Here is a 22509-nt window from a genome sequence, read left to right as displayed (position 1 = left end):
CAAAACTTTAAATAATCTAATTATCCAATATAGTATTATCCATGGGAAAATAAACTTGGTAGACCACTCTATTACATGAAGTATTATAAATGAAGTGTTTATGCCGAAAAACGGAAGTATTAACCAAAGTGCAAACAAAACGATGAAAGCAATAATTAAATTTTTCAAGTTAAAAGCCCCTTCTTTAACTTGACTTTTTCTCCATTTACCTCTTGAATGAGACCCAATTCCATTAGCTGCCCGCCAAATTCAATTATATCTACTTTTTCTTTCGGATACTTTTTCTGTAATTTACTTTCGATTTCACCTAATAGTTGCCCATCATTTATCCTTTCAATTGCATCAATACAAATCTCCGGCATTTCAAAAAAATCACCAGAAACAGGTTCCTCCACGATATAATTCTTCCTATCTTTTTGAATGGACAATGGATATAGGGTGATTTGCGATTCTAATGATAATTTCAAGCCTTTCACCACCGTTCTTTAGAAATGAAAATAGGATGCAAATGCACCCTATATCTAAAACTACTTAACCTTTTGGAATGATGAAACACCACCAACATGTTGCTTTAACTTTTTTTAGTTTACGGATTTTCATGGTTGCTACCCTCCTTTAAAGATTGGTCTTTATTATATTTTTTAAAGATTGTCATCCAATCTGGATACACTTGTTTAAAAGTTTCTACTAATTTAGGATCAAATTGCGTTCCTTTGCCATCTATAACACGTTGATAAGCTTCACCAAAAGGAAGTGCTGGTCGATATGACCTTGTAGAAGTCATCGCATCAAAAGCATCTGCAATAGCTGTGATTCTTGCAACAAGAGGTGTTTCCTCTCCTTTAAGTCCATCTGGATACCCCTTGCCATCCCATCTTTCATGGTGATGATAAACTACAGCGATATGATCAGCAATACCTTCTACATCTTTAATTGCTTTCGCCCCCACAACGGGATGAGTTTTAATGATTTCATATTCTTCATCTGTTAGTTTACTAGATTTTGTCAGAATGGAGTCGGGAATATTCACTTTACCGATGTCATGTAAAAGACACGCATAATAAAAATGATTATAATTGGATTCTTTCACTTGTTCGGTTGCTTTTGCTAGACTTATTGCGTATTCTGCTACGCGTTCACTATGACCACGAGTATAAGGGTCTTTTAACTCCAAAGTGGCAATTACTCCTTTAACAATTCCCGCTAATTGTTCATTGTAAGAATCTTTCAGTGCCTGTACATATATTAAAAAACGATGAAGAAGCATATAGGCAATAAAAGCTAATAAGATATTGAGAATAACAGGAAAGAATACGACAGGGTCTTGTATGAATACTCCTACCACTATGTACTTTAAGATAATTCCCAATGTAACTAGATAGAAAAACCGCTTATTGATAAAAATAGGAGAAAATAATATAATCACTACTTCTACTAAATTACCACTACTATATGATTCCTGATTACCAAAGTAATAATAAATATCAGTCACTAAGTTTGTGATTAAATAGGTGATAACGAGAATATATTTTACATTTTCAGGTTTACCCTTTTTAAAGAAATATATGGTAACAGGGATAAGACAGATAATGATGAAATGTTTAACGAAACTTAAATAGTACCAAATCTTATCTGGTAATTCTAATGCCCATGGAAAAAAGGGCAAAAAATTATAATAAAATATATCATATAAAAAGAATACAATATAAAATAACCACATAAATAATAAGGTAGCCCTTTTTTCTTCTTGTAATAATGACGTATTTTTCATCTATTTACCTCACTAACCAACGATGGAGTGGCCGGATGAATGTTGTTCCGATTGACTGTAGGACGATGGGAGTATACTTGACTCATGATGGGCTAACTTCCACAGTATTGGATTTTATTTGATACATTCGTTTATCGGAAATCAATAATAATTCTGAAATATTTTGCCCGTCTTCTGGATAGATGGCATGACCGATGGATAAAGTTACACCTGATTTACTAGATTCTTGACAATGGTTCAACTCGGCCCTAATCGACTCGTTCATTTGATTAATCAGATTTTGTGCAGAAGTACAATCCATATGGTTGAGTAATACAATAAATTCATCTCCGCCCCAGCGAACAAGTATGTGCTCTTTACGAATATTTTTCGTAATCGACCTACATAATTGTTGCAAAATGAAGTCACCATAATGATGGCCATAGGAATCATTAATCATTTTAAAATTGTCTATATCAATATTTAAAATTCCGATTCTTTCATTCTTGCATTTTGCCCGTTTTAACTGCTTTTCAAAATAGATGTAGGCATACCTGCGATTATAAACACCGGTTAGCGGGTCATGATAGGATAGGTATCTGAACTTATCATACCAACTTCCAATAAACCATGAAAAACCTGCATGTATGAATGTAAAGATAGTGAAAAGAATGATATCAACTCTTCCTACTATCGAATATACCAATGTAGAAGTCAACGACAAAATTAATAAAATAAACCTACCGTAATATTTCATACGTTCTCCTTTGGGACAATAAGACGGTGATTATCCCACGACATAAATTTGGTTGTCCTATCTGCTAAAAAGTCAAAAACTACCATAAAAACCATCATACAATACTATTATATTAAAATATGCATAAAGTATCATGGTAAAATTGTACTATGATCACCAAAATAAAATAGGGGAGAAGAAATAAAGTAAGAAAACAAGCCATGAGAGGCCATGGCTTGTTTATGAAGTAGGGGTTATCACCGTATTGATTTCCTAAACCCAGCATCTACAGCTTCTTGTTCCGTGCAAAACATTTCTTCCGGTTTCGTCACCTCATAAAATTGTTGGTCTGGCATATGATAGATTTTCTCTCCATCTTTTGCTATGTTTCCTTTAATGTCGCAACTACTTGAGTTACTAGAAGGTTCTTTCTCTTCTTTAGGAGAGTTGATAACAGATGCATCAAAGCCACGGTCTGTTGCGTAATTTTCTACACTCCATATCCCAATAGCTTGTTGCTGCGCTTCTTTTTGTATTTCGTTGTATTGGTCCACATATTTCGTGTTAGGTTCATAAATATATGCGACTCTCGCCAATCCATTTTTTAATAATTCCTCTTGCACGGAAACGCCATCGACATAGACATAAGCTAGCAATCTTTGATATTTATCTCGATGCGAAATATCAAATTCTAATTGCACTTGTCCACTTTCTACCATTTTTCTAGTAAAATCTTTCGCTTCCTGTCCATAGGGCTGTTCCCCTAATCGTGGGTGATTTGTTTCAGGTGTATCAACTAATAAAAATCGTACATTTTCTTCTTTGCCATCGATGTTAACTTTGATGGTATCGCCATCAATTGGTTTGACTAATTGGACGTTTACTAATTTTTTGTCGGTGCTAGTTTCTTGGGCATTTTTGGAATCGGCTGGAGAGGTTTCATTCTCTACTACCGGCTCTTCCTGTGTTTCTGCTTTTTCTGTTTGATTCGTAAAATCGGTATCTAACCCAGCCCCTTCCATACTACATCCGGCTAATAGAATGATAAAAAGGGCAATGATGTTTAGTGATTTTTTCAAAATCTCCTACTCCTTTAAGTCAGTTTTTCACTTTTACTAGTTTAACACCAATGTTAGAAGAAGGAATAGAGTACTTTTTACCCGATTTCGGTTTAGTTTTTTTGTAAGAAAATGAGTTGACTTCCACCTCGATCTTCTGGGTGGACATAGAAAGTACCACAAAATTAAGTCATTCTAGGAAAAAACTTGTGTCATATAATGGAATAACTTAAATCCTTAAAGTATCGATTCTAATGTAATAGGGAAAACTGTTATCAAAAATAGGATAGGACATGAAGGAAATTCATGTTCTTTTATGATAAGGAGTGGATAGATGTTGAATAGAAGAGTAATGTACCAGTTAATTGGAATTATTGTTTTCGCTGTGATGTATGTAATCGGCAAAGATTATCTCATGGCATATGATTTCACTGGTGTACCGAGCTTTTATTATCCTTATAGTAACATAGGGATCATCATGTTACTTGCAGCTTGTGGATTCTCTTATATAGCCTTTACGGTGATCGAAAAGGAAACGAATCGTGAACCAATTCATAAGCTTTTATTTACTTTGCTGCAAATCATTAGCCTTGCGATTGTAATTGAATTTTATACGATCAAGGTTTTTCATTATCCAGTCGTTGTGCAGGTTGTAGGTATTTTGTTGGTGATTTCACTTGTGATTATATCTTCAAGAAATAGTAGGGTAGGTACTTCTACCTGATGGAAAGCGAGACTGTGGGATATCTTGCTTTTTTTATCCCGTCTCAATGCAGGTTGGTGGGAGATTAATTTCCCCCTAAAGGTCCAATAAGTGCGCCTAACCATCAGTGGGGGGGAAGGAACCCCCCGACTGAAGTAAGTCTTCTTTATGTCCCTTCGATTAAAAATTCTATGATTCTCAATCTCTTTTTGATGGAAAACAAATATTTTTGACGTATAATAATATAAGTAGTTCCGCGTTATAGGAACGACCATTTCAGCAGAATGCATACATATATTTATAGGTGGTAATTCAATTGTCAAAAGTTAAAATTAAAGACGTAGCTAAAGTTGCTGGTGTTTCAACAGCAACAGTCTCTCATGTTATAAATAAGACCCGTTATGTTTCAGATGAGACAACAGATCGAGTCTTACATGCAATGAAACAATTAAACTATCGTCCTAACCATGCAGCACGGAGTTTAAGAAGTTCAAAAACGAATACAATTGGATTTATCATTCCTGTTCATAAAGAAGATACTTCAAAGACATTCTTCATGTCCATTGCAGAAGGACTAGAAGAGACTTTGAGAAAAAGAGGTTATCATGTTATTATCAGTAACTCAAAAGAAGACTTTGAGCATGAAATAGAGCAGGTTCAGTTATTAAATCATCAAATTACAGATGGGATTATTTTAGCTACAACATTTCATGATTTTGATGAACTAAAGGACTATTTAGAAGAAGACCATCCATTAGTTCTTATTGATCGAATCCCAAATGGATATGATGGAGACTCTGTAACTATTGATTCTTATAGGGGAACTGTTGAAGCTATCCAATATCTGAAGGAAAGTGGTTATCGTCGTATTGGTTTTGCTGGGGCTGATATATCGATTAGCACAGCTAAAGAACGTTTGAAGGGATTCCGGGACGTACTACAACCTGAAGCAGATTTGGAAGATAGAATCTTTATAAGTAGACCTACTTATGAAGACGGTTATCAAATAGCTTCTAAATTAATCGAGCAAGGTTTGGATGCTGTTTTTTCGGCAAATAATGTTCTTACAACAGGAATTATGCACTACTTAGTAGAACATGATATCTTGATTCCCGAAGATATCGCGGTAATAACTTTTGATAATACGGAATGGACACAAATCATCTCCCCATCCGTAACAGTAGTAGAACAACCAGCCTATCAAATGGGAGTAGAGGCAGCAAACATCATTCTTGAACGTATTGAATCACCAGATAATGAACCTATACAAACGGTTTTAAAGCCAACGTTAATTAAAAGAAAATCAACATAAAAGTAGCCAGTTTATACGTAAAACTGGCTACTTTTATTAAAATCTTTTATTTCTCAAGACTCCATATTTGCAGGTCACTAACATTCACTGTATTGTCTGCAAAAAGTTCTATACGATTACTTCTGTTATCTGGATAAACACGATTCGTAATCACTTTTTCTCCATCATTTATGAATACCTCTACTGAACAACGATCGACATATATGTGAAGTGATAGTTCATCGCATTCCTTTATCTTAGCTGAAGCAATACCTGAAATTTGTCCCGCTCTATTTAAATCAACCAGTACTTCGCCAGAACTAGTATCATATTTGATCTCGGTGTACTCTTTCCCATCTTCTGACTTTAATACATGTAATCCAATTCCTTCACTATTCGTATTAGAAAGGTCAAAGTTTACTTTCAGTTCTAATGATTGGCCACTAGTCTCAGGTGTAAAGGAATGAGTTAGTTCCACATGTTTGTGCTGTTCCTTTCCTTTCCGTAAAAGCTGTAACTCTTCCACTGGTTGGAACCGCACCTCCCCTTCATCATTAAGCGAAACGACACGAGGTACTGTCATAGCACCAGCCCATCCCTCTTTCTTAGTAGGGAATTCTGTTTCCCACTGATCCATCCATGCAAATAATATACGTCTTCCTTTTTCATCTAAAAACGTCTGAGCGGCATAGAAGTCAAAGCCTTCGTCAACTTCAACAAAATAATCTTTCGTAAACCGGTGGAGTTTATAATCCATGTCACCAACCATCATAATATTCTTTCCACCATTCATATTCATTGGCGACACAACCAAGGCATGTTTATGTTGGATAGGAAATAAATCCGGACATTCCCACATATCTCCTAATGTTCCGTCACTTTTAGCGGCAAGTCCACAATACTGCCAATCCATTAAATCCTTTGATTGGAAAAGAGCTGCACCGCCGTGACCCTCTTCACTTGTTCCAACAACCATGTACCAAACTCCATCATAAGCCCAAACTTTAGGGTCACGAAAATCTGCACTTAGTGTTTCTGGTGGGTTTGGAATGATTGGATTTATTGCAGGTTTTTCAAAATGAATCCCGTCCTCTGTAGTCGCCATGCATTGGACTTCTTTTGGATTTTTACTATCAATATGTCCTGTATAAAAGAGTACTAGTTGGTCATTGTTTGTAACTGCGCTTCCCGAGAAACAGCCATATCCTTCTCCAGCTTTCCCTAGTTCATAATCTTCGGATGGTGCTAGTGCAACGGGTTGATGTTCCCAATGGACTAAATCTTTACTAGTCGCATGTCCCCAATGCATAGGTCCCCAGTCTTCTGAATATGGATGGAACTGATAAAATAAATGATATATACCTTTATGTTGGATTAATCCATTTGGATCGTTAAGCCAACCAACAGGTGCTGTAAAGTGATAAGACGGTTGAAATGTTCTTTCCTGTTTTTCCTTTATTTTTTCTTCGATATATGTGTTTGCCTTGTCGATTGCTTTTTTGTGATTATTCAAGCTAAGTTCTCTCCCTTATTTATAGTTTTATTTATTTTCTCTGTTGAAGTTTTATCATCTTTACTTAATGTAAAAACAGCCATGATGACAAAAATAAATACAATGGAACCGAGTATATAAAAGGTAGTTTCATAGGTTGTTAAGTCATAAATATATCCAACCAGTGCTGAAAAAACAATGACGCCTAGCTCACTAGAAATTTTGAAGCCAACGAGATATACTGTAGCCGATAATCTGGAATCAAAGTTAATAGCAATATACTTAAACACGGCAATTAATAGAATTGGAAGTTCTACAGCATGAAGTAATTTCACAAATGAAATCCCGAATGTACTCGTTACAAAAGCAGAGCCGACAATTCGAATTGCCATAATACTTCCTGCAAATATTAAGGATCGCTTAACTCCTAATTTATTAACAATAAATGGTGCCAAGAATAAGAACAGCGCTTCCACAAATACTTGGAAAGAATTCAAGTAACCATAAATTTGATTCCCAGTTGCTTGATCAGCGAACTGTTGAACAAAATAGACAGGAAATAGTTGTTGATCATACACGGTATAGATACAGACTGTACCAAATAAATAAATCAATAAAAACCAAAATACTTTATTTGAAAAGATTAACATGAAATCTTTTTTAGAAATTTTACTAGAATTCTTTTCTTCCGTAACTGATGCATCAACCTTAAATATGAAATTTAATATAAAGAAAGCTACCCCTGCGACCGAAGCAAGCCAAAAGTTAATATGTGGATTAATGCTAAGCAGTGTCCCTGCGCCAAACGCAGCCACGGCATAGCCCAGAGAACCCCACATTCTAGCTTTTCCGAACTCAAAGTTGTATTCCCGACTGATTTTTTCCGTATAGGATTCTAAAAATCCAGCCCCCGCTACAAATCCGGCTCCTAGGTAAATTGCACCTAATATCGCTCCTAGATAGAAATTGTTTAATAGTAACGGTTCATACACGTAAATTAAGAAGGGCCCTATGAAAACTAGAATGATACTTTGAAACCAGACTAAATTTTTCTTGATGCCCAATTTATCCTGAATGATGCCATAAAGTAACATAAAAGTTAGTGCAGCTGCAGAGTTAAAAGAATAAATGGTTCCTACCTGTGATCCTGTTAAGCCAAGCGTATTATTTAACCATATTGCATAAAAGGACCACCAGATTGACCAGGTTATAAAGAATAAAAATAAATAGCCAGACGAAAACCAGTATTTACTATTAGAAAAAGTTTTCACATTTTTCCCTCCTATTTTAGGAATTTACTGTGTTCTTTAGGTAATCGTTTACGTAATCGTTTACTTTTATTATTGTAAAGGGATTCAAAAAGGTTGTCAATACGTTTATTTGTCAAATGAATTTTTTACCCGATTAGAGTGAACATTTTATCATCCACAGTGATTTCAGTCCGTTAGTTACGAAAATAAAAAAACACGTTGAGGTTTTCCCAACGTGTTTCTTGTAATCCAAGCTATTTAACCTCTTCCATTGTTGGTAGTGCGGTCAAGGATCCGATTTTCGTACAAACAACTGCCCCAACTTTATTCGCAAACCGAACTACTTCTTTTAACTGAGAGAAATCTCCCATGTCAATTTCGGAATTAGCAAACTTATACAATACTGCACCGATAAAGGCATCACCTGCACCTGTTGCATCAATAGCTTTAACCTCAATACTAGGAACAATTTCTTGTTCTTTACCATTAGATAGGAACGATCCTTCTTTCCCCATTGTTACAGTTACAAGGTCTGCCCCAAGGCGATGAAGTTCTGCAACCCCTTCGGATACATCCTTTTTATTTGTAATTAACTCTAATTCTTCATGACTAACTTTCACAAAGTTTGCACGTGAGATAGCTTCCTTCGATAAACGCACAAATTCTTCCTCATTCTTATTCCATAGGTCTTGTCTAAAGTTAGGGTCAAAAGAAATATAGATTCCTGTTTCACTCGCTTTATCCATCCACTTCAAATAAGTGTTTCGTGTTTCACCTTCTAAGAGTGCTGTTGCCGAACCAAAATGAATGACATTTGACTGTAGAATCTGATCCTCTGACAAATCAGCCATCGTTAAGTTTTTATCAGCCCCACGGTTAAATTGAAAGTCTCTTTCTCCATCAGCTGTCAACGAAACAAAAGCAATCGTTGTAGGCAGGGCTTCATCTCTACTAATCATGTTTGTATTCACATCGTATTGCTCTAGCGTTTCTATTAAAAAGTCGCCAAAGGAATCTTTACCTACCTTCCCAGCGAATGAAGAACTCCCACCTAATCTAGCTATAGTCGCCGCAACATTTGCGGGGGCACCACCAGCCATTTTTTTAAAATTCGCGCCATCTTTTAAAGCGACATCAACATCTGTACAGTACATGTCAATTAATAATTCCCCAATGCAGCAGACATTTTTCTCTGTCATAGTTCCACCTCGTTTATGTTTATACCTTGAAGATTCTATCATTATAATTTCTCGTAATTGAATCTCACAAGAATGATTTGATCTTCATAAATGATACATTTGTTCCTTAATCCGTGCAAGTGACGTCGTAGTGAAATAAAGGCCTAGTTCATAACGAGCTAGGCCGGTTGCTAGTTTATACTAATCTTTATCTATAAGTTGGATGACTCGGTATAGACTCATTTCCGCCATGGATGTAAGGCGTAGGTGATGATTTTCAAAAGGCAATGCATCCGTTACAGGGTTTGGAACGATGACACACTTTAATCCTGCAGTCAGGGCAGCTTTGAGCCCATTAAGTGAGTCCTCAAATGCAACAGCTTCTTTCGGGCTAATGTTTAAAGCTTCTATAGCCTTAAGGTATAAATCTGGTTCAGGTTTCACATTTTCAACATCATCTCGAGTGATCAATTCATCGAAATAGTGTAAGAGTTGAAGTTCTTTTAAATAATGAGTTACCCAATCTTTAGGAGAACTGGAAGCAAGGGCAATTTTATAATTTAATTTTCTTGCTTCTTCCAAATATTCCCGTACTCCTTCTCGCGTGTGCGGACTTGTCATTTTATCTTTATGTATACGGTCAGCTTTACTTTGTATCTCTTCTGGATTGTATCTTTCGCCTAGTTGTTCTTTGAAATATTGAAAGAGAGCAATATCATCTGAACCGATCCCTTTGACAAATTGCTCAAGTGGTAGCTCTACATGGTACAATTCCATGGTCTCTTTAAACGCATCATACCAAGCAGTCTCCGTGTCTACAATTAGACCGTCAAAGTCGAAAATAACAGCTTTAATCATCGAATTCTCCTTTTTAGTTTAATAGGTATATAGTTTTATCCCACCTCAAGCTTCATGGGAAACAAAGAAGGTACCCCCCACTGATGGAAGTCTTCTTTATATCTTCCGCTCTTATACAAACGGGAATCTTTCAATTATTAAGAGAAATTATACACAACATGAATTTGCTTTTCCATCTATTTTTTCAAAAAAGGAACATCCAATATTGAAATAAACTTACGAATTGATAAACTGTTAATCAAAAACAATGAAAAGTTTATCGTAATCTAACAATTAATCTTGACCGAAAGCGCTAACAGTATTAAAATATAATCATAACTTAAGTTGAAAGTGTATCCCTTATGAATAAACTACCTAAGTTAAATCAAAAAATAATAATTTGATAAACAGGAGAGAAACAGCCATATATTTACTAAAAAAGCTGTAACTCTATCAAAAGGAGAAATGAGAATGGCAGATATCGTTGTTGGCGTAGTTGGTGCTGGTAGAATCGGTAAACTACATATAAATAACATGAGAAATATGGCAAATGTTCGCGTGAAAATGGTTTCTGATGTATTCGCCGATCATTTAGGGGAATGGTTCGAAACCTCTGGTGTGGAAGAAATAACGAAGAACTACGAGGATATTATCAATGACCCTGAAATCAACGTAGTTATGATTTGTTCTCCAACCAATACACATATTGAAATTATTAAAGCAGCTGCAGCGGCTGGCAAAAACATTTTCTGTGAAAAACCAATTAGTTTCTCTGATGAAGAGACTCTTGAGGCATATGAAGCAGTTAAAAAAGCTGGAGTTAAATTCCAAATCGGATTTAACAGAAGATTTGACCGTAACTTCTCCAAGGTTCGCAGGTTAGTAGAAACAAAAGAAATTGGAGATCTTCACATCCTTAAAGTAACATCAAGAGACCCTGAGCCCCCATCATTAGAATATATTCCAACTTCTGGCGGCCTGTTCATGGACATGGCTATTCATGACTTTGATATCGTACGTTACATTTCGGGTTCAGAAGTAGAAGAGGTTTACGTACAAGGTGCTTCTCTAGTAAACCCTGAAATTGGTAAACTAGGAGATATTGACACTGCAATTGTTTCATTGAAATTTGCTAATGGTGCAATGGGTGTTATCGATAATAGCCGTCAAGCGGTTTATGGGTATGACCAACGAATTGAAGCATTCGGTTCAAACGGTGCTGCAACAGCTCAAAATGAACTAGAATCAACGGTTGAAGTATCTTCTAAAGATGGAGTGAAAGGTGACAATCCACTACATTTCTTCCTAGAAAGATATAATGACGCTTATATTAAAGAGACTTCTGAATTCTTCGATGCTATCCGCAATGACAAAGAGGTTTCATGTTCATTCCGAGATGGAATCATGGCTCAACGTATTGCAGCTGCAGCGAATGAATCTTTAAAAACTGGAGTGCCAGTTAAAGTTAAATTGGTGGATTAATATTAAAGAGCTTCCTGATAGGATGCTCTTTTTTAAAAAGATAGTATAAAAATTTCCCCCTACCACAGTCTTTTTGGCTGTGGTAGATATTAAAATATGGAGAGAGAATTCGTCAATTGTCACTAAGAAGGTAGAGGGATTTCATGATTGTGGAGATCCTGAAAATGGTTTCAAACTCTTCGTTTGTGAGGGGGGTCATGATGTTCGCCATGTACCTATAAAGAAAAAAATACACGAACAAGGATTAAGTACGTTGGAAAACAATCATGAATCGTATGGGTGAATTTGAAATAATAGAAGATGTCAAACAATACTTAAAATAGAAAAAACACGGGGATTCCCGTGTTTTTCTATTATCAATAGGAAGAAGAGCTTCCTGCCCTTTATGAAGTTCGTTGGCTTCATTTGTTGAAATAACTACAGGAATCTGCTTGTATCGTCCCAGTTTTCAGCAAAATGAATCGTGTGGTTTTGGCACCGAAAGACCAAATAACGGACGCAAATATAAAGCAAGGAAGGTGCCCGCAAGTGCCATCACACCCCAAATGTAACCATGGACACTAAAGGAAGCGATACCGCTGAAATAAGCGCCGACATTACAACCAAAAGCAAGACGTGCGCCATAACCCATCAAAAGACCGCCGATAATAGAAGCAGCAGTGTTTCCTTTGGTAATCTTCGTAAACTTGAATAATCCTCCTGCTGCGGAAGCAATGAAAGCTCCTAAGATAACACCGAAATTAAGAGCGGTTGTCGTATCAGCGAAAATAGAAGCATGGAGAGCTTCTGTATTTCCCGCCCAGTAGCCCCAGCTTTCCACATTAAAGCCAAGTGCTTCTGCTACTTTCGAACCCCACAGTGTAAATGCTGCAGTAACGCCCCATGGTTTCTCACGGGTGAGCAATGTAAGAGCGTTTAAAACAGCTAGTGCTGCAGCAGCTGCGAAAAGAGGCCAAGAACCTCGGAAAATTCGTTTCCATCCTTTTTCAGAAGGAAGTGGCGCCATTTTAGGAGGCTTCCGTTTTTTCTCAATAAAAATGGTTATCCAGGCAATGATGGCAAAAATCATTAAGGAAACTGCCCAAGCTCCCCCGTAACCTAGCCCTGTTGACGTTGCAAGTGAGAAAGGTTCTACCGATGGTAAATCTTCCATCCAAAATGTGGAGTGAGCAGCACCAATGGTCGAACCGATAATAAAAAACAACAGGGTAATAAACATAACGGTTCTGCCACCACCAACTGAGTAAAGCGTACCAGAGGCACAGCCCCCGCCAAGCTGCATGCCGATGCCAAACATAAAGGCTCCGACAATCAGGCTGATACCGATTGGCGAAATATTACCAGAAGGCGTTCCACCGAAAAAGGAATACCCAAATGCCAAAATAGGTGCAAATAATGTACATGCAATCGCCAGCATGAACATATGCGCACGAAGGGACTGGCCATTACCTACCGAAGCGAGTCTCCGAAAAGCGGATGTAAAGCCAAAACGTGCATGAAACAACGTATATCCAAGCAGCAGCCCGATCAATAATAACAATGGCTGAACGACATGTTGCGTGGCTGCTAAATAAATGGTAAGAATGAATGCAACGGTGATTCCACCTGCCACCAGTTTTTTCTGTGGAGGATTCAGATTTGGAGCCTTTTCCGTTGTTGCTGTTTGTTCGGAAATTGGTTGTGCCTGTGTAGACATTTTAAACACCCCTAATCCCTATCAATTTAGTATGTTATGATTTTTTAGTTTACGCTTTCTATGTTAAAAAGTCAATGGGATATTAGAAATGAATGAGGTATGGGAAGGGTCCGAATAATTTCTAGATATTGGAAAACCTGGCATTCGCCAAACTTTTGGGCGAATGCCTTAGTTTGGAAGTGTGATTGGAGAGATTCTTAGTGAAATGATAGAAAATGGATCATTCGCTTTAGATATCTCTAGTTTTTCATTGGATAGGTTTAATAAAGGTTGTGAGTTTGATTAAATGAGAAGGGGGAGAGTCTATTGAAGAAATTAAGAATCGGTCTCATTCATGCGACAATCAATTCTGTAAGACCTATACTTGACGCATTTTCTACTATTGAAGATGATTTTGAACTTGTGAATTTCATGGATGAGGGGATCATTTACGAACTTAACGAAACAAATACGGTAACAACAAGAATGGTTATGCGTCTGAGTGAATTAGCAGGAAAAGCTGTTGAGAGTCAAGTAGACGCTATTCAGTTTACGTGCTCAACCTTTACTCCATATGTTCCCAAAATTGCTGAATTAGTACCAGTTCCAGTATTAAGTTCTGATATTAGTATGTTAGAAAAAGCTGTCGAGTTAAGTAAGAACATATTTGTTATTGCTACGGTCAAAGCAGCTGGGCCTACTACCAAAAAGGTCATTCAGGAAATAGCTCTAAAAAAAGGCAAAGATGTTACGGTTCAAGTCCGTATTATTCCACAAGCGTTTAATGCTCTGCAAAACGGGAATGGGAAGCTGCACGACCAACTGATCCGTGATGCCATTAAAGAAAATGAAAACAAAGGAATGACAGTACCTGCCCAATATTCAATGGCGAGAGCAGTTAAATCAGACAATGAGACCTTCCATAATGTTCTAACCGGACCACAAGTGAGTGCGGAAGCCATCATCCGCTTAGCGAAAAGATATCGTGGAGGGGAATTTTAAAAAAGAACCTTTAATGATTCAAACGTTTTCCAAACCTGCTATTTGGGTAAACAGAAAAAAGAAAGACGTACTTTAAATAGAAAAAAGAGTTGAAATCCATCTTATTTTAGGAGGTACGTATCAATGAAATTGTATATCGAATCAGCAGATGTTAAGGAAGTTGAACAATTAAAGGATCAATATCCAATTACCGGAGTAACAACAAATCCAAGAGTTCTTGCAAATGAAGGAAAACCGTATTTAGAAGTGTTGAGAGAAATTTGCACGATGATTGGTGATAAAAAGGAAATCTTCGTCCAAGCTTTAGGTGATATAGCAGAAGAAATGGTGGAAGAAGGGAGATACCTATTGGAGGCTGTTTCGGGTAATGGAATTCTGACCATTCCTGCTACAAACGAAGGAATAAAGGCAATCAAACAATTAACACATGAAAATATCCCAACTCTAGCAACAACGATTTATACACCTTTTCAAGCACTCATGGCAGCCGAGGCTGGAGCAAAATATGTTTCCTTGAATGTTAACCGATTCGATAACTTAACTGGTAATGGTGTACAAGCTATAGAAGATATGGTTCAAATGTTTCTTCATGATGAATGGCTATGTCAAATTATAGCAGAAGGTTTTCATCATGAACGTGAAATCTATGATTCTGCGTTGGCTGGTGTAAGAGCGCTCTCCGTGCCTTCTCATATGCTTGAAACGTTATTCGCATTTACGGATACGGAAGCGGAAGTAGGTGAATGGAAACAACAATGGAAAGCTACGTTTGGTGAAAATTGTACGAACTTAATTAATACAAATATAAAGGTGGAAACATATTAAGTGTGAGAGTGTTGGTCTTAGGGACAAAAAATAATTATTCTTTTCTGTAATAAGAAGGTATTCGCCAAGTCTAATAGCGAATGCCTTCTTTTTTATATAATCATGGAATGGATGTTCTCTTTAGTGTTAAAAAATCGCTTCTGATTTTATTATTTATCGGGCAAGAGATATTTTTGTAATAAAGGGAAAATTGAGTATTATAATTATATTATTACAATATATTGAACTTTAGATTTTAAACGAATAGTTTTTCGAAAAAAGAGAAGCATTTACAAAAAAATGAAGTGAGGGGGAGTTTTAGTGAGACGATTTATTTTAATCTTATGTTTTTCATTTCTGACTTTGTTCATTGTAGCATGCTCAGGTGAAAAAACGGGAAATGAAAAATCGGGTTCTGACTCAGATGAGGGCTGGTCTCCGGAAAAATCCATAGAATTTGTTGCTCCATCTGGTGCAGGAGGCGGTTGGGACACGACAGCTCGTATGGCTGCGAAGGTATTTAACGAAGAAGGAATTATTGATCAAGATATAGGGGTCGTTAATAAAACTGGTGGAGGTGGTGCTGTAGGATGGGCATATGTTGCGGGAAAAGCAGGTAATCCACATCATTTGTTTGTAGCCTCACCACCATTAATAGACGTTCCCTTGAATGGACAATCTGAGTATGATCATGAAGACTTCACAGCAATTGCAAATTTGATTGCGGACTATGGAGCATTTGTTGTAAGAGCAGATTCTGAATGGGAAGACTTAAATGATTTATTCGAGGATATGAAGGCGGATCCTTCCAGTATTACTGTAATCGGTTCTTCTTCTCCGGGAAGTATGGATCATATCCAATTTGTAAAAGTTGCTAAAGCAGCGGGTGTTGATATCCAGAAGATTAAATATGTATCCGAACAAGACGGTGGAGAACTTACGGCCCTATTGAATGGTAGTGTTGATGTTTTTTCCACAGGGGTTGCTGAAACCGTGCAACAAGTTCGAGCAGGAAAGGTAAAAGTGTTAGCGGTTACTTCGGAAGAGCGTTTAGAGGGAGAAGTTATTTCGGACTATCCAACGGTTAAAGAACAAGGAATCGATTCTTCATTTGTTAATTGGAGAGGTTTCTTCGGTCCCTCAGATATGGACGAAGAGGCTGTTCAATATTATGTTGAGAAATTTAAAGAATTAAGTGATTCCGAGGCGTGGTCTGATATTCGTCAGCAATATGGTTGGGATGAAATGTTTATGAGTGGAGAGGAATATGAAACATTTCTAAATGAACAAAGAGAAGAAGCAAAACAATTGTTAGATGAATTAGGGCTTGGAAAATAATAGTTTAAAAAAAGAGGTCGGGACATAACTAAGGAATTTAAATGAAAAAAACGAACTACGCACTAAGCTGAGTATATTTCCGAAGGGGTTTATATGACCAATCATGTTCAGATTTTATTTAATAAAAAACACTTTTGTTCCAGCCTCTTTCTTTTCAAAGGTGGTACAAACTGTTCTTTAGCGAAGAATGCTTGGAGAATTACAACCTTCCATGAAAACAGTAAATAAGGTGGTGTAAAAATGTTCAATACAACGAATAAAAAGGTATCTATCTTTTTAATTCTTCTTGGAATTATTTATCTCATCCTAAGCTTCCGGCTTCCAAAGTATGCTTATGTACCGGTTGATTCTGATTTGGTACCAATTTGTCTGGGAGTTCTATTGTTGATTTTGGCTGGCATTCTTTATTTTACCAAAGATCAGGAAAAGAAAGAAGACGATGAACGGATACCGAAAAAAGAATTACCCATTGTCTTAGGCGTTATCGGCCTTATTGTAATATATATTTCCCTCTTAGAAATAATTGGCTTTGTTCTAGTTAGTGTTCTATTTCTTTTTTTCTGCTCGATGTTTCTTGGTTACAAAAAGTATGTAATAAATGGTATCGTTTCACTCGTTATCCCTACTTTCGTTTATTTGTTATTTGATTCGTTCTTACAAATACAACTGCCGTCTGGGATATTGCCGTTTTAAAAGGGAGGTAGCATTATGGATGTTTTTCAAGGACTAGTCCAAGGATTTGAAGTTGCCTTTAGTATGCAAGGTTTATTGTTTGTATTCATCGGTGTTTCGACCGGAACGATTATTGGTATGATACCGGGACTTGGTCCGATTACAGCCATTGCCGTCATGATTCCTATTACATATGGGATGAATCCGGCAATCGCTCTACTTTTAATGGCCGGTGTTTATTATGGTGCAGCTTATGGCGGGGCAGCAGCGTCGATTTTGTTAAATGCCCCAGGGACTTCAGAAGCTACAGCGACAACGTTTGATGGATATCCATTGGCGAAGCAAGGAAAAGCTGGAAAAGCCCTTGCCATTGCTGCCATTGGATCGTTTGTTGGGGGAACGATTAGTGTTATATTTTTAACGCTTTTTGCGCCATTGCTTGCCAATGTTGCCGTTTCATTTGGACCGCCGGAATATTTTGCACTTATGTTGATGGGGTTAATGGCGATTGCCAGTCTTTCGGAAGGGTCGACGATTAAGGCACTACTTTCAGGTGTCATTGGACTTATGATTGCAACAATTGGGATTGATGACCAAACTGGTACACCAAGATTCACTTTCGGTACCCCACATCTTATGGAAGGAATAGACTTTATTGTTATCGCATTAGGATTATTTGCTCTTGCTGAAGTGACATCCCTTATTCTGAACAGAAGTGCTAAATTAAAAGATATGAAGAAGATAGGAAGTCTTAAGATTACGAAGAAAGAATATAAAGAGTTGGCTCCAACAATGGGAAGACAGTCAGTTCTTGGCTTTCTAGTTGGCGTTTTACCAGGTGCTGGCGGAACTATATCTTCTTTTCTCGCTTATATTTTTGAGAAGAAAATATCTAAAAATCCAGAGGAATTCGGAAAAGGGTCGATAAAAGGAGTAGCAGCTCCTGAAACAGCAAATAATGCTGCGAATAACGGTGCGTTTGTTCCATTGTTAAGCCTAGGCATCCCGGGTTCGGGTACGACTGCTGTTATGCTTGGGGCATTGATCGTTCTAGGAATCCAACCTGGACCGTTATTGATGACAGATCATACCGATGTGTTCTGGGGTGTGATTGCAAGTATGTATATTGGCAATGTCATTCTATTAATCTTGAATTTACCATTAATCCCGTATATATCGAGAATATTGTTAGTTCCTAGACCATTGTTAATATCATTAGTTATCTTCTTTTGTATCATCGGTGTTTATGCCGTTAACTTTAGTACGTTCCATTTATATATATTATTGGCATTTGGAATTATTGGTTATGTTATGCGTTTGATTCAGTTTCCAGCAGCACCACTTTTGTTAGCATTTATTCTAGGGAGCATGATGGAACAAGCATTTCGTCAATCATTAACCATTTCAAATGGAAGTCTTTCTATTTTTGTAACAAGCCCAGTCGCAGCTATCCTGTTGTTCATTGCTTTCCTATCTTTACTCGTTCCAATTGTAAAAGATTTAAGGAAAAAAAGAAAAAGTACAAAATGATCGTCAACATGGATTAGTAAGAAAGAAGGAGAAGTTTTTCCTTCATCATATTATTAGAGTAGAATATGGGGGATTTTAATGAAAAAGATTAAACTTGTTGCAACAGGGGGGACTATATCTGCACGTGGAACGGATAGAATGGATCTAAAAGATTACCAATCAGGTTATTATACAGGAAAGGATTTTATAAAACATATACCTGAAATTTCGAATATAGCAGATGTCGATGTTACGCAGTTGAGCAACTTCAGTAGTACACATATTCAAACGGAGCATTGGTTAGAATTGAGAAAACTCGTTGAAGAAGCGCTTAATGAGGCGGACTATGACGGAGTAGTTATCACGCATGGAACCAATACATTGGAGGAAACTGCTTATTTTCTACATCTAACAGTTAACAGTGAAAAACCTGTTGTATGTGTTGGGGCACAACGCCCCTTTACGGCACTTGGTTCAGATGCAGGGACAAATCTAGTTGCTGCTATTCGTGTAGCCGCGAATTCGTCTTCATTTGGAAAAGGGGTACTTGTTGTAATGAATGATGAAATCAATAGCGCACGTGAGGTTTCAAAAACGAGTACATATCGTTTGGAAACCTTTCAATCTGGTGTGTTAGGGTTTCTAGGGTATGTAGATGCTGATCAAACAGTCCAATTTTATCGCTCACCACAACGACGGCATACAACGAACTCTCAGTTTTCAAAGCTTTCGTTAGAAAAACTGGCTGCTGTTGAAATTGTTTATTCCTATGCTGGAGCAAATGGTGACTTGATTCATTATATTTCAAATAGCGGTAAATATGATGGAATCATTGTTGCTGGAACAGGAGCAGGGCGCTGTTCAGCTCAGGAAGGGGAAGCACTTAAAAAAGCAGTGGAAAATGGATTAATCGTGGTGCGCAGTAGTAGGGTTGGGGACGGGAGAGTAGTTCCGATTGAAAGTTTTCAAGAATTTAGTTGCGTGACAGCTGATAACTTGAATCCACAAAAAGCGCGGATCCTACTTATGTTATCCCTTTCTATTTCTGATGATGTTTCGGAAATCCAACGTGTGTTTGACGATTATTAGGCTTTTCGCTTCCAGGGGACAGAAATAAGATGGGCAGATAGTGAATCATAGATTAGACAGTTCTATGCACAACGGTGGTTTCATGTAAATAACATTCGATAAACCCAAAACTCTTGGTTTGGCTAGTATTGGCTGCCAAGAGTTTTTCGTTTTTTAAGCTAGTTATGAATGCAATGATAACAAGATATGATTTAAAACAACGATTATTAATCTTTTTCTCTTTGTTATCGCAAAATAGACTTTTCACTTCAATAGGTAAATACCGTATTTGGACAAAGATACTTGTATTTTTATCCCGCCTCAAGCTTCTGGGGAACAAAGAAGGTAGGTGGGAGATCAACTTCCTGTAACCATCAGTGGGGGATGAAGGGAAATCCTCACTGATGGAAGTCTTCTTTATCCTCCTTTTTAAATACGTGTTTAAAACTCTATCTAATTAAACACCTTTCTTTATAGTTAATATGATGAGAGTAGAGTGGTTTTAAAGGGAAAAGTGGTAATGAATAAAAATATATTTACTTTTTAACAACAAGATGTTAAGATAGTTTTTGTCGCCAAAAAGGCAGGAGTTATGGAAGCCTGTTGGTGAATAAAATAATTCTATTTAACTTAAAAAAACCGTTGACTTTTAAAAGTAGTTTATATATAATATAATTCCATCGCAAAAAAACATAGTTTGGAACTAAAAAAGTCCTTGACGAAGTATTTGCGATATGATATATTAATAGAGTTGCTTTTGATAAGCGACGAGGAAATTTGCTCTTTGAAAACTGAACAAAACAACCAGTATGTTAAGATAAAAGAAACTCGTTTTCTTTTGATAATAGAAGGTAAAACTTCTAAAAGCTAAGACTTAGAATTAATTATTTTAATTCTAAACAAACTTTTTTGGAGAGTTTGATCTTGGCTCAGGACGAACGCTGGCGGCGTGCCTAATACATGCAAGTCGAGCGCTGGAAGCTAATTTCATCCCTTCGGGATGAAATTAGTGGAAAGAGCGGCGGACGGGTGAGTAACACGTGGGCAACCTACCTATAAGACTGGGATAACTCGCGGAAACGTGAGCTAATACCGGATAATACTTTTTATTGCATAATAAGAAGTTTGAAAGGCGGCGTAAGCTGTCACTTATAGATGGGCCCGCGGCGCATTAGCTAGTTGGTGAGGTAAAGGCTCACCAAGGCAACGATGCGTAGCCGACCTGAGAGGGTGATCGGCCACACTGGGACTGAGACACGGCCCAGACTCCTACGGGAGGCAGCAGTAGGGAATCTTCCGCAATGGACGAAAGTCTGACGGAGCAACGCCGCGTGAGTGAAGAAGGTTTTCGGATCGTAAAACTCTGTTGTTAGGGAAGAACAAGTCAGGTAGTAACTGACCTGACCTTGACGGTACCTAACCAGAAAGCCACGGCTAACTACGTGCCAGCAGCCGCGGTAATACGTAGGTGGCAAGCGTTGTCCGGATTTATTGGGCGTAAAGCGCTCGCAGGCGGTCTTTTAAGTCTGATGTGAAAGCCCACGGCTTAACCGTGGAGGGTCATTGGAAACTGGAGGACTTGAGTGCAGAAGAGGAGAGTGGAATTCCATGTGTAGCGGTGAAATGCGTAGAGATATGGAGGAACACCAGTGGCGAAGGCGACTCTCTGGTCTGTAACTGACGCTGAGGAGCGAAAGCGTGGGTAGCGAACAGGATTAGATACCCTGGTAGTCCACGCCGTAAACGATGAGTGCTAGGTGTTAGGGGGTTTCCGCCCCTTAGTGCTGAAGTTAACGCATTAAGCACTCCGCCTGGGGAGTACGGCCGCAAGGCTGAAACTCAAAAGAATTGACGGGGACCCGCACAAGCGGTGGAGCATGTGGTTTAATTCGAAGCAACGCGAAGAACCTTACCAGGTCTTGACATCCTTTCGACCTCCCTAGAGATAGGGATTTCCCTTCGGGGACGAAAGTGACAGGTGGTGCATGGTTGTCGTCAGCTCGTGTCGTGAGATGTTGGGTTAAGTCCCGCAACGAGCGCAACCCTTGATCTTAGTTGCCAGCATTAAGTTGGGCACTCTAAGGTGACTGCCGGTGACAAACCGGAGGAAGGTGGGGATGACGTCAAATCATCATGCCCCTTATGACCTGGGCTACACACGTGCTACAATGGATGGTACAAAGGGCAGCGAAACCGCAAGGTCAAGCAAATCCCATAAAACCATTCTCAGTTCGGATTGTAGGCTGCAACTCGCCTACATGAAGCCGGAATCGCTAGTAATCGCGGATCAGCATGCCGCGGTGAATACGTTCCCGGGTCTTGTACACACCGCCCGTCACACCACGAGAGTTGGTAACACCCGAAGTCGGTGAGGTAACCTTTTGGAGCCAGCCGCCGAAGGTGGGACCAATGATTGGGGTGAAGTCGTAACAAGGTAGCCGTATCGGAAGGTGCGGCTGGATCACCTCCTTTCTAAGGATATACGAAAAGCGGAAGCACCCGGTTAGCGACGTACAAACTGCGCCTGGCCATGCCAGGTGGTCCGATGTTGCCGCGCAAAGCGGCGATTTTAATCGGACATTCTTCTACCGAAGGAGATAAAGGAAACACGATGAACGTAAGTGAATCGATGTTGACTTATCGTGTCATGAGGTAAAGGAAGTT

The 22509-nt window shown here is 38.1% G+C and carries 18 protein-coding genes, 1 rRNA gene and 1 pseudogene; 11 read left to right on the top strand and 9 right to left on the bottom strand.

Going from position 1 to position 22509, the window contains the following annotated elements; all coding sequences use genetic code 11:
- Positions 1-164: 164 nt before the first annotated feature.
- The 4 genes from MHI02_RS16525 to MHI02_RS16510 form a co-directional block, all read right to left on the bottom strand.
- On the bottom strand, positions 165-467 hold the full coding sequence (locus tag MHI02_RS16525; RefSeq protein WP_052771740.1) for a hypothetical protein: 303 nt from the start codon (positions 465-467) through the stop codon (positions 165-167).
- Between the two features lie 119 nt (positions 468-586).
- Positions 587-1771, bottom strand: a complete 1185-nt coding sequence (locus tag MHI02_RS16520) for an HD-GYP domain-containing protein (RefSeq protein WP_047185666.1) — start codon at positions 1769-1771, stop codon at positions 587-589.
- 82 nt (positions 1772-1853) lie between these two features.
- Positions 1854-2507, bottom strand: coding sequence for a GGDEF domain-containing protein (locus MHI02_RS16515; protein ID WP_047185667.1), 654 nt, complete (start codon positions 2505-2507; stop codon positions 1854-1856).
- 236 nt (positions 2508-2743) lie between these two features.
- Positions 2744-3565 carry a thermonuclease family protein gene (locus tag MHI02_RS16510; RefSeq protein ID WP_341166074.1) on the bottom strand — a complete coding sequence of 274 codons (822 nt, stop codon included), beginning with the start codon at positions 3563-3565 and terminating at the stop codon, positions 2744-2746.
- 313 nt (positions 3566-3878) lie between these two features.
- Between MHI02_RS16510 and MHI02_RS16505 the strand changes: the two genes are divergently transcribed.
- Together MHI02_RS16505 and MHI02_RS16500 are read left to right on the top strand one after the other, a co-directional pair.
- Positions 3879-4268, top strand: coding sequence for a hypothetical protein (locus MHI02_RS16505; RefSeq protein ID WP_145523794.1), 390 nt, complete (start codon positions 3879-3881; stop codon positions 4266-4268).
- Between the two features lie 295 nt (positions 4269-4563).
- Entirely contained in the window at positions 4564-5559 is a 996-nt protein-coding gene (locus MHI02_RS16500; protein WP_222115730.1) for a LacI family DNA-binding transcriptional regulator, read from the top strand.
- Positions 5560-5605: 46 nt separating this feature from the next.
- Here MHI02_RS16500 and MHI02_RS16495 read toward each other — a convergent pair whose 3' ends face one another.
- The 4 genes from MHI02_RS16495 to MHI02_RS16480 form a co-directional block, all read right to left on the bottom strand.
- Complete coding sequence (locus tag MHI02_RS16495; protein WP_145523793.1) at positions 5606-7051, bottom strand: glycoside hydrolase family 32 protein; 1446 nt, start codon at positions 7049-7051, stop codon at positions 5606-5608.
- A complete protein-coding gene (locus MHI02_RS16490) occupies positions 7048-8301 on the bottom strand; it encodes an MFS transporter (RefSeq protein WP_145523792.1) in 1254 nt (417 codons plus the stop codon). Before MHI02_RS16490 ends, MHI02_RS16495 begins: the two co-directional genes overlap by 4 nt.
- A 233-nt stretch (positions 8302-8534) precedes the next feature.
- A complete protein-coding gene (locus tag MHI02_RS16485) occupies positions 8535-9479 on the bottom strand; it encodes a carbohydrate kinase family protein (protein ID WP_341166073.1) in 945 nt (314 codons plus the stop codon).
- Positions 9480-9659: 180 nt separating this feature from the next.
- On the bottom strand, positions 9660-10316 hold the full coding sequence (locus MHI02_RS16480; RefSeq protein WP_341166072.1) for an HAD family hydrolase: 657 nt from the start codon (positions 10314-10316) through the stop codon (positions 9660-9662).
- A 450-nt stretch (positions 10317-10766) separates the two neighbouring features.
- Between MHI02_RS16480 and iolG the strand changes: the two genes are divergently transcribed.
- Entirely contained in the window at positions 10767-11777 is a 1011-nt protein-coding gene (gene iolG / locus MHI02_RS16475) for an inositol 2-dehydrogenase (RefSeq protein WP_047185674.1), read from the top strand.
- Between the two features lie 92 nt (positions 11778-11869).
- A pseudogene (locus MHI02_RS18605) lies at positions 11870-12006 on the top strand (IS91 family transposase); the annotation flags it as partial.
- A 219-nt stretch (positions 12007-12225) separates the two neighbouring features.
- On the opposite strand, the gene MHI02_RS16470 reads toward MHI02_RS18605, so the two are convergent.
- Positions 12226-13473 (bottom strand): YeeE/YedE family protein, encoded by a 1248-nt coding sequence (locus tag MHI02_RS16470; RefSeq protein ID WP_047185676.1) that lies wholly within the window; start codon positions 13471-13473, stop codon positions 12226-12228.
- Between the two features lie 306 nt (positions 13474-13779).
- Between MHI02_RS16470 and MHI02_RS16465 the strand changes: the two genes are divergently transcribed.
- The 7 genes from MHI02_RS16465 (at position 13780) to MHI02_RS16435 (ending at position 22317) form a co-directional block, all read left to right on the top strand.
- Complete coding sequence (locus MHI02_RS16465) at positions 13780-14454, top strand: aspartate/glutamate racemase family protein (RefSeq protein ID WP_047185677.1); 675 nt, start codon at positions 13780-13782, stop codon at positions 14452-14454.
- A gap of 123 nt (positions 14455-14577) precedes the next feature.
- Positions 14578-15279 carry a transaldolase family protein gene (locus MHI02_RS16460; protein WP_047185678.1) on the top strand — a complete coding sequence of 234 codons (702 nt, stop codon included), beginning with the start codon at positions 14578-14580 and terminating at the stop codon, positions 15277-15279.
- 300 nt (positions 15280-15579) lie between these two features.
- The gene (locus MHI02_RS16455; RefSeq protein ID WP_060669114.1) at positions 15580-16596 is read left to right on the top strand and encodes a tripartite tricarboxylate transporter substrate binding protein; all 1017 of its coding nucleotides are present in this window, start codon (positions 15580-15582) and stop codon (positions 16594-16596) included.
- A 240-nt stretch (positions 16597-16836) separates the two neighbouring features.
- Positions 16837-17289, top strand: coding sequence for a tripartite tricarboxylate transporter TctB family protein (locus tag MHI02_RS16450; RefSeq protein WP_047185680.1), 453 nt, complete (start codon positions 16837-16839; stop codon positions 17287-17289).
- Positions 17290-17304: 15 nt separating this feature from the next.
- On the top strand, positions 17305-18798 hold the full coding sequence (locus tag MHI02_RS16445) for a tripartite tricarboxylate transporter permease (RefSeq protein ID WP_341166071.1): 1494 nt from the start codon (positions 17305-17307) through the stop codon (positions 18796-18798).
- Between the two features lie 78 nt (positions 18799-18876).
- Entirely contained in the window at positions 18877-19866 is a 990-nt protein-coding gene (locus MHI02_RS16440; protein WP_341166070.1) for an asparaginase, read from the top strand.
- 885 nt (positions 19867-20751) lie between these two features.
- Positions 20752-22317: ribosomal RNA gene (locus tag MHI02_RS16435) — 16S ribosomal RNA — on the top strand.
- Positions 22318-22509: the final 192 nt, after the last annotated feature.

Origin of the sequence: Oceanobacillus sp. FSL K6-0118, assembly GCF_038006665.1 — a bacterium.
In the GTDB taxonomy this organism is placed as follows: domain Bacteria; phylum Bacillota; class Bacilli; order Bacillales; family Amphibacillaceae; genus Oceanobacillus; species Oceanobacillus caeni.
Note: the sequence above shows the minus strand (reverse complement) of the source record. Positions and strands in the feature narration are given on the sequence as shown.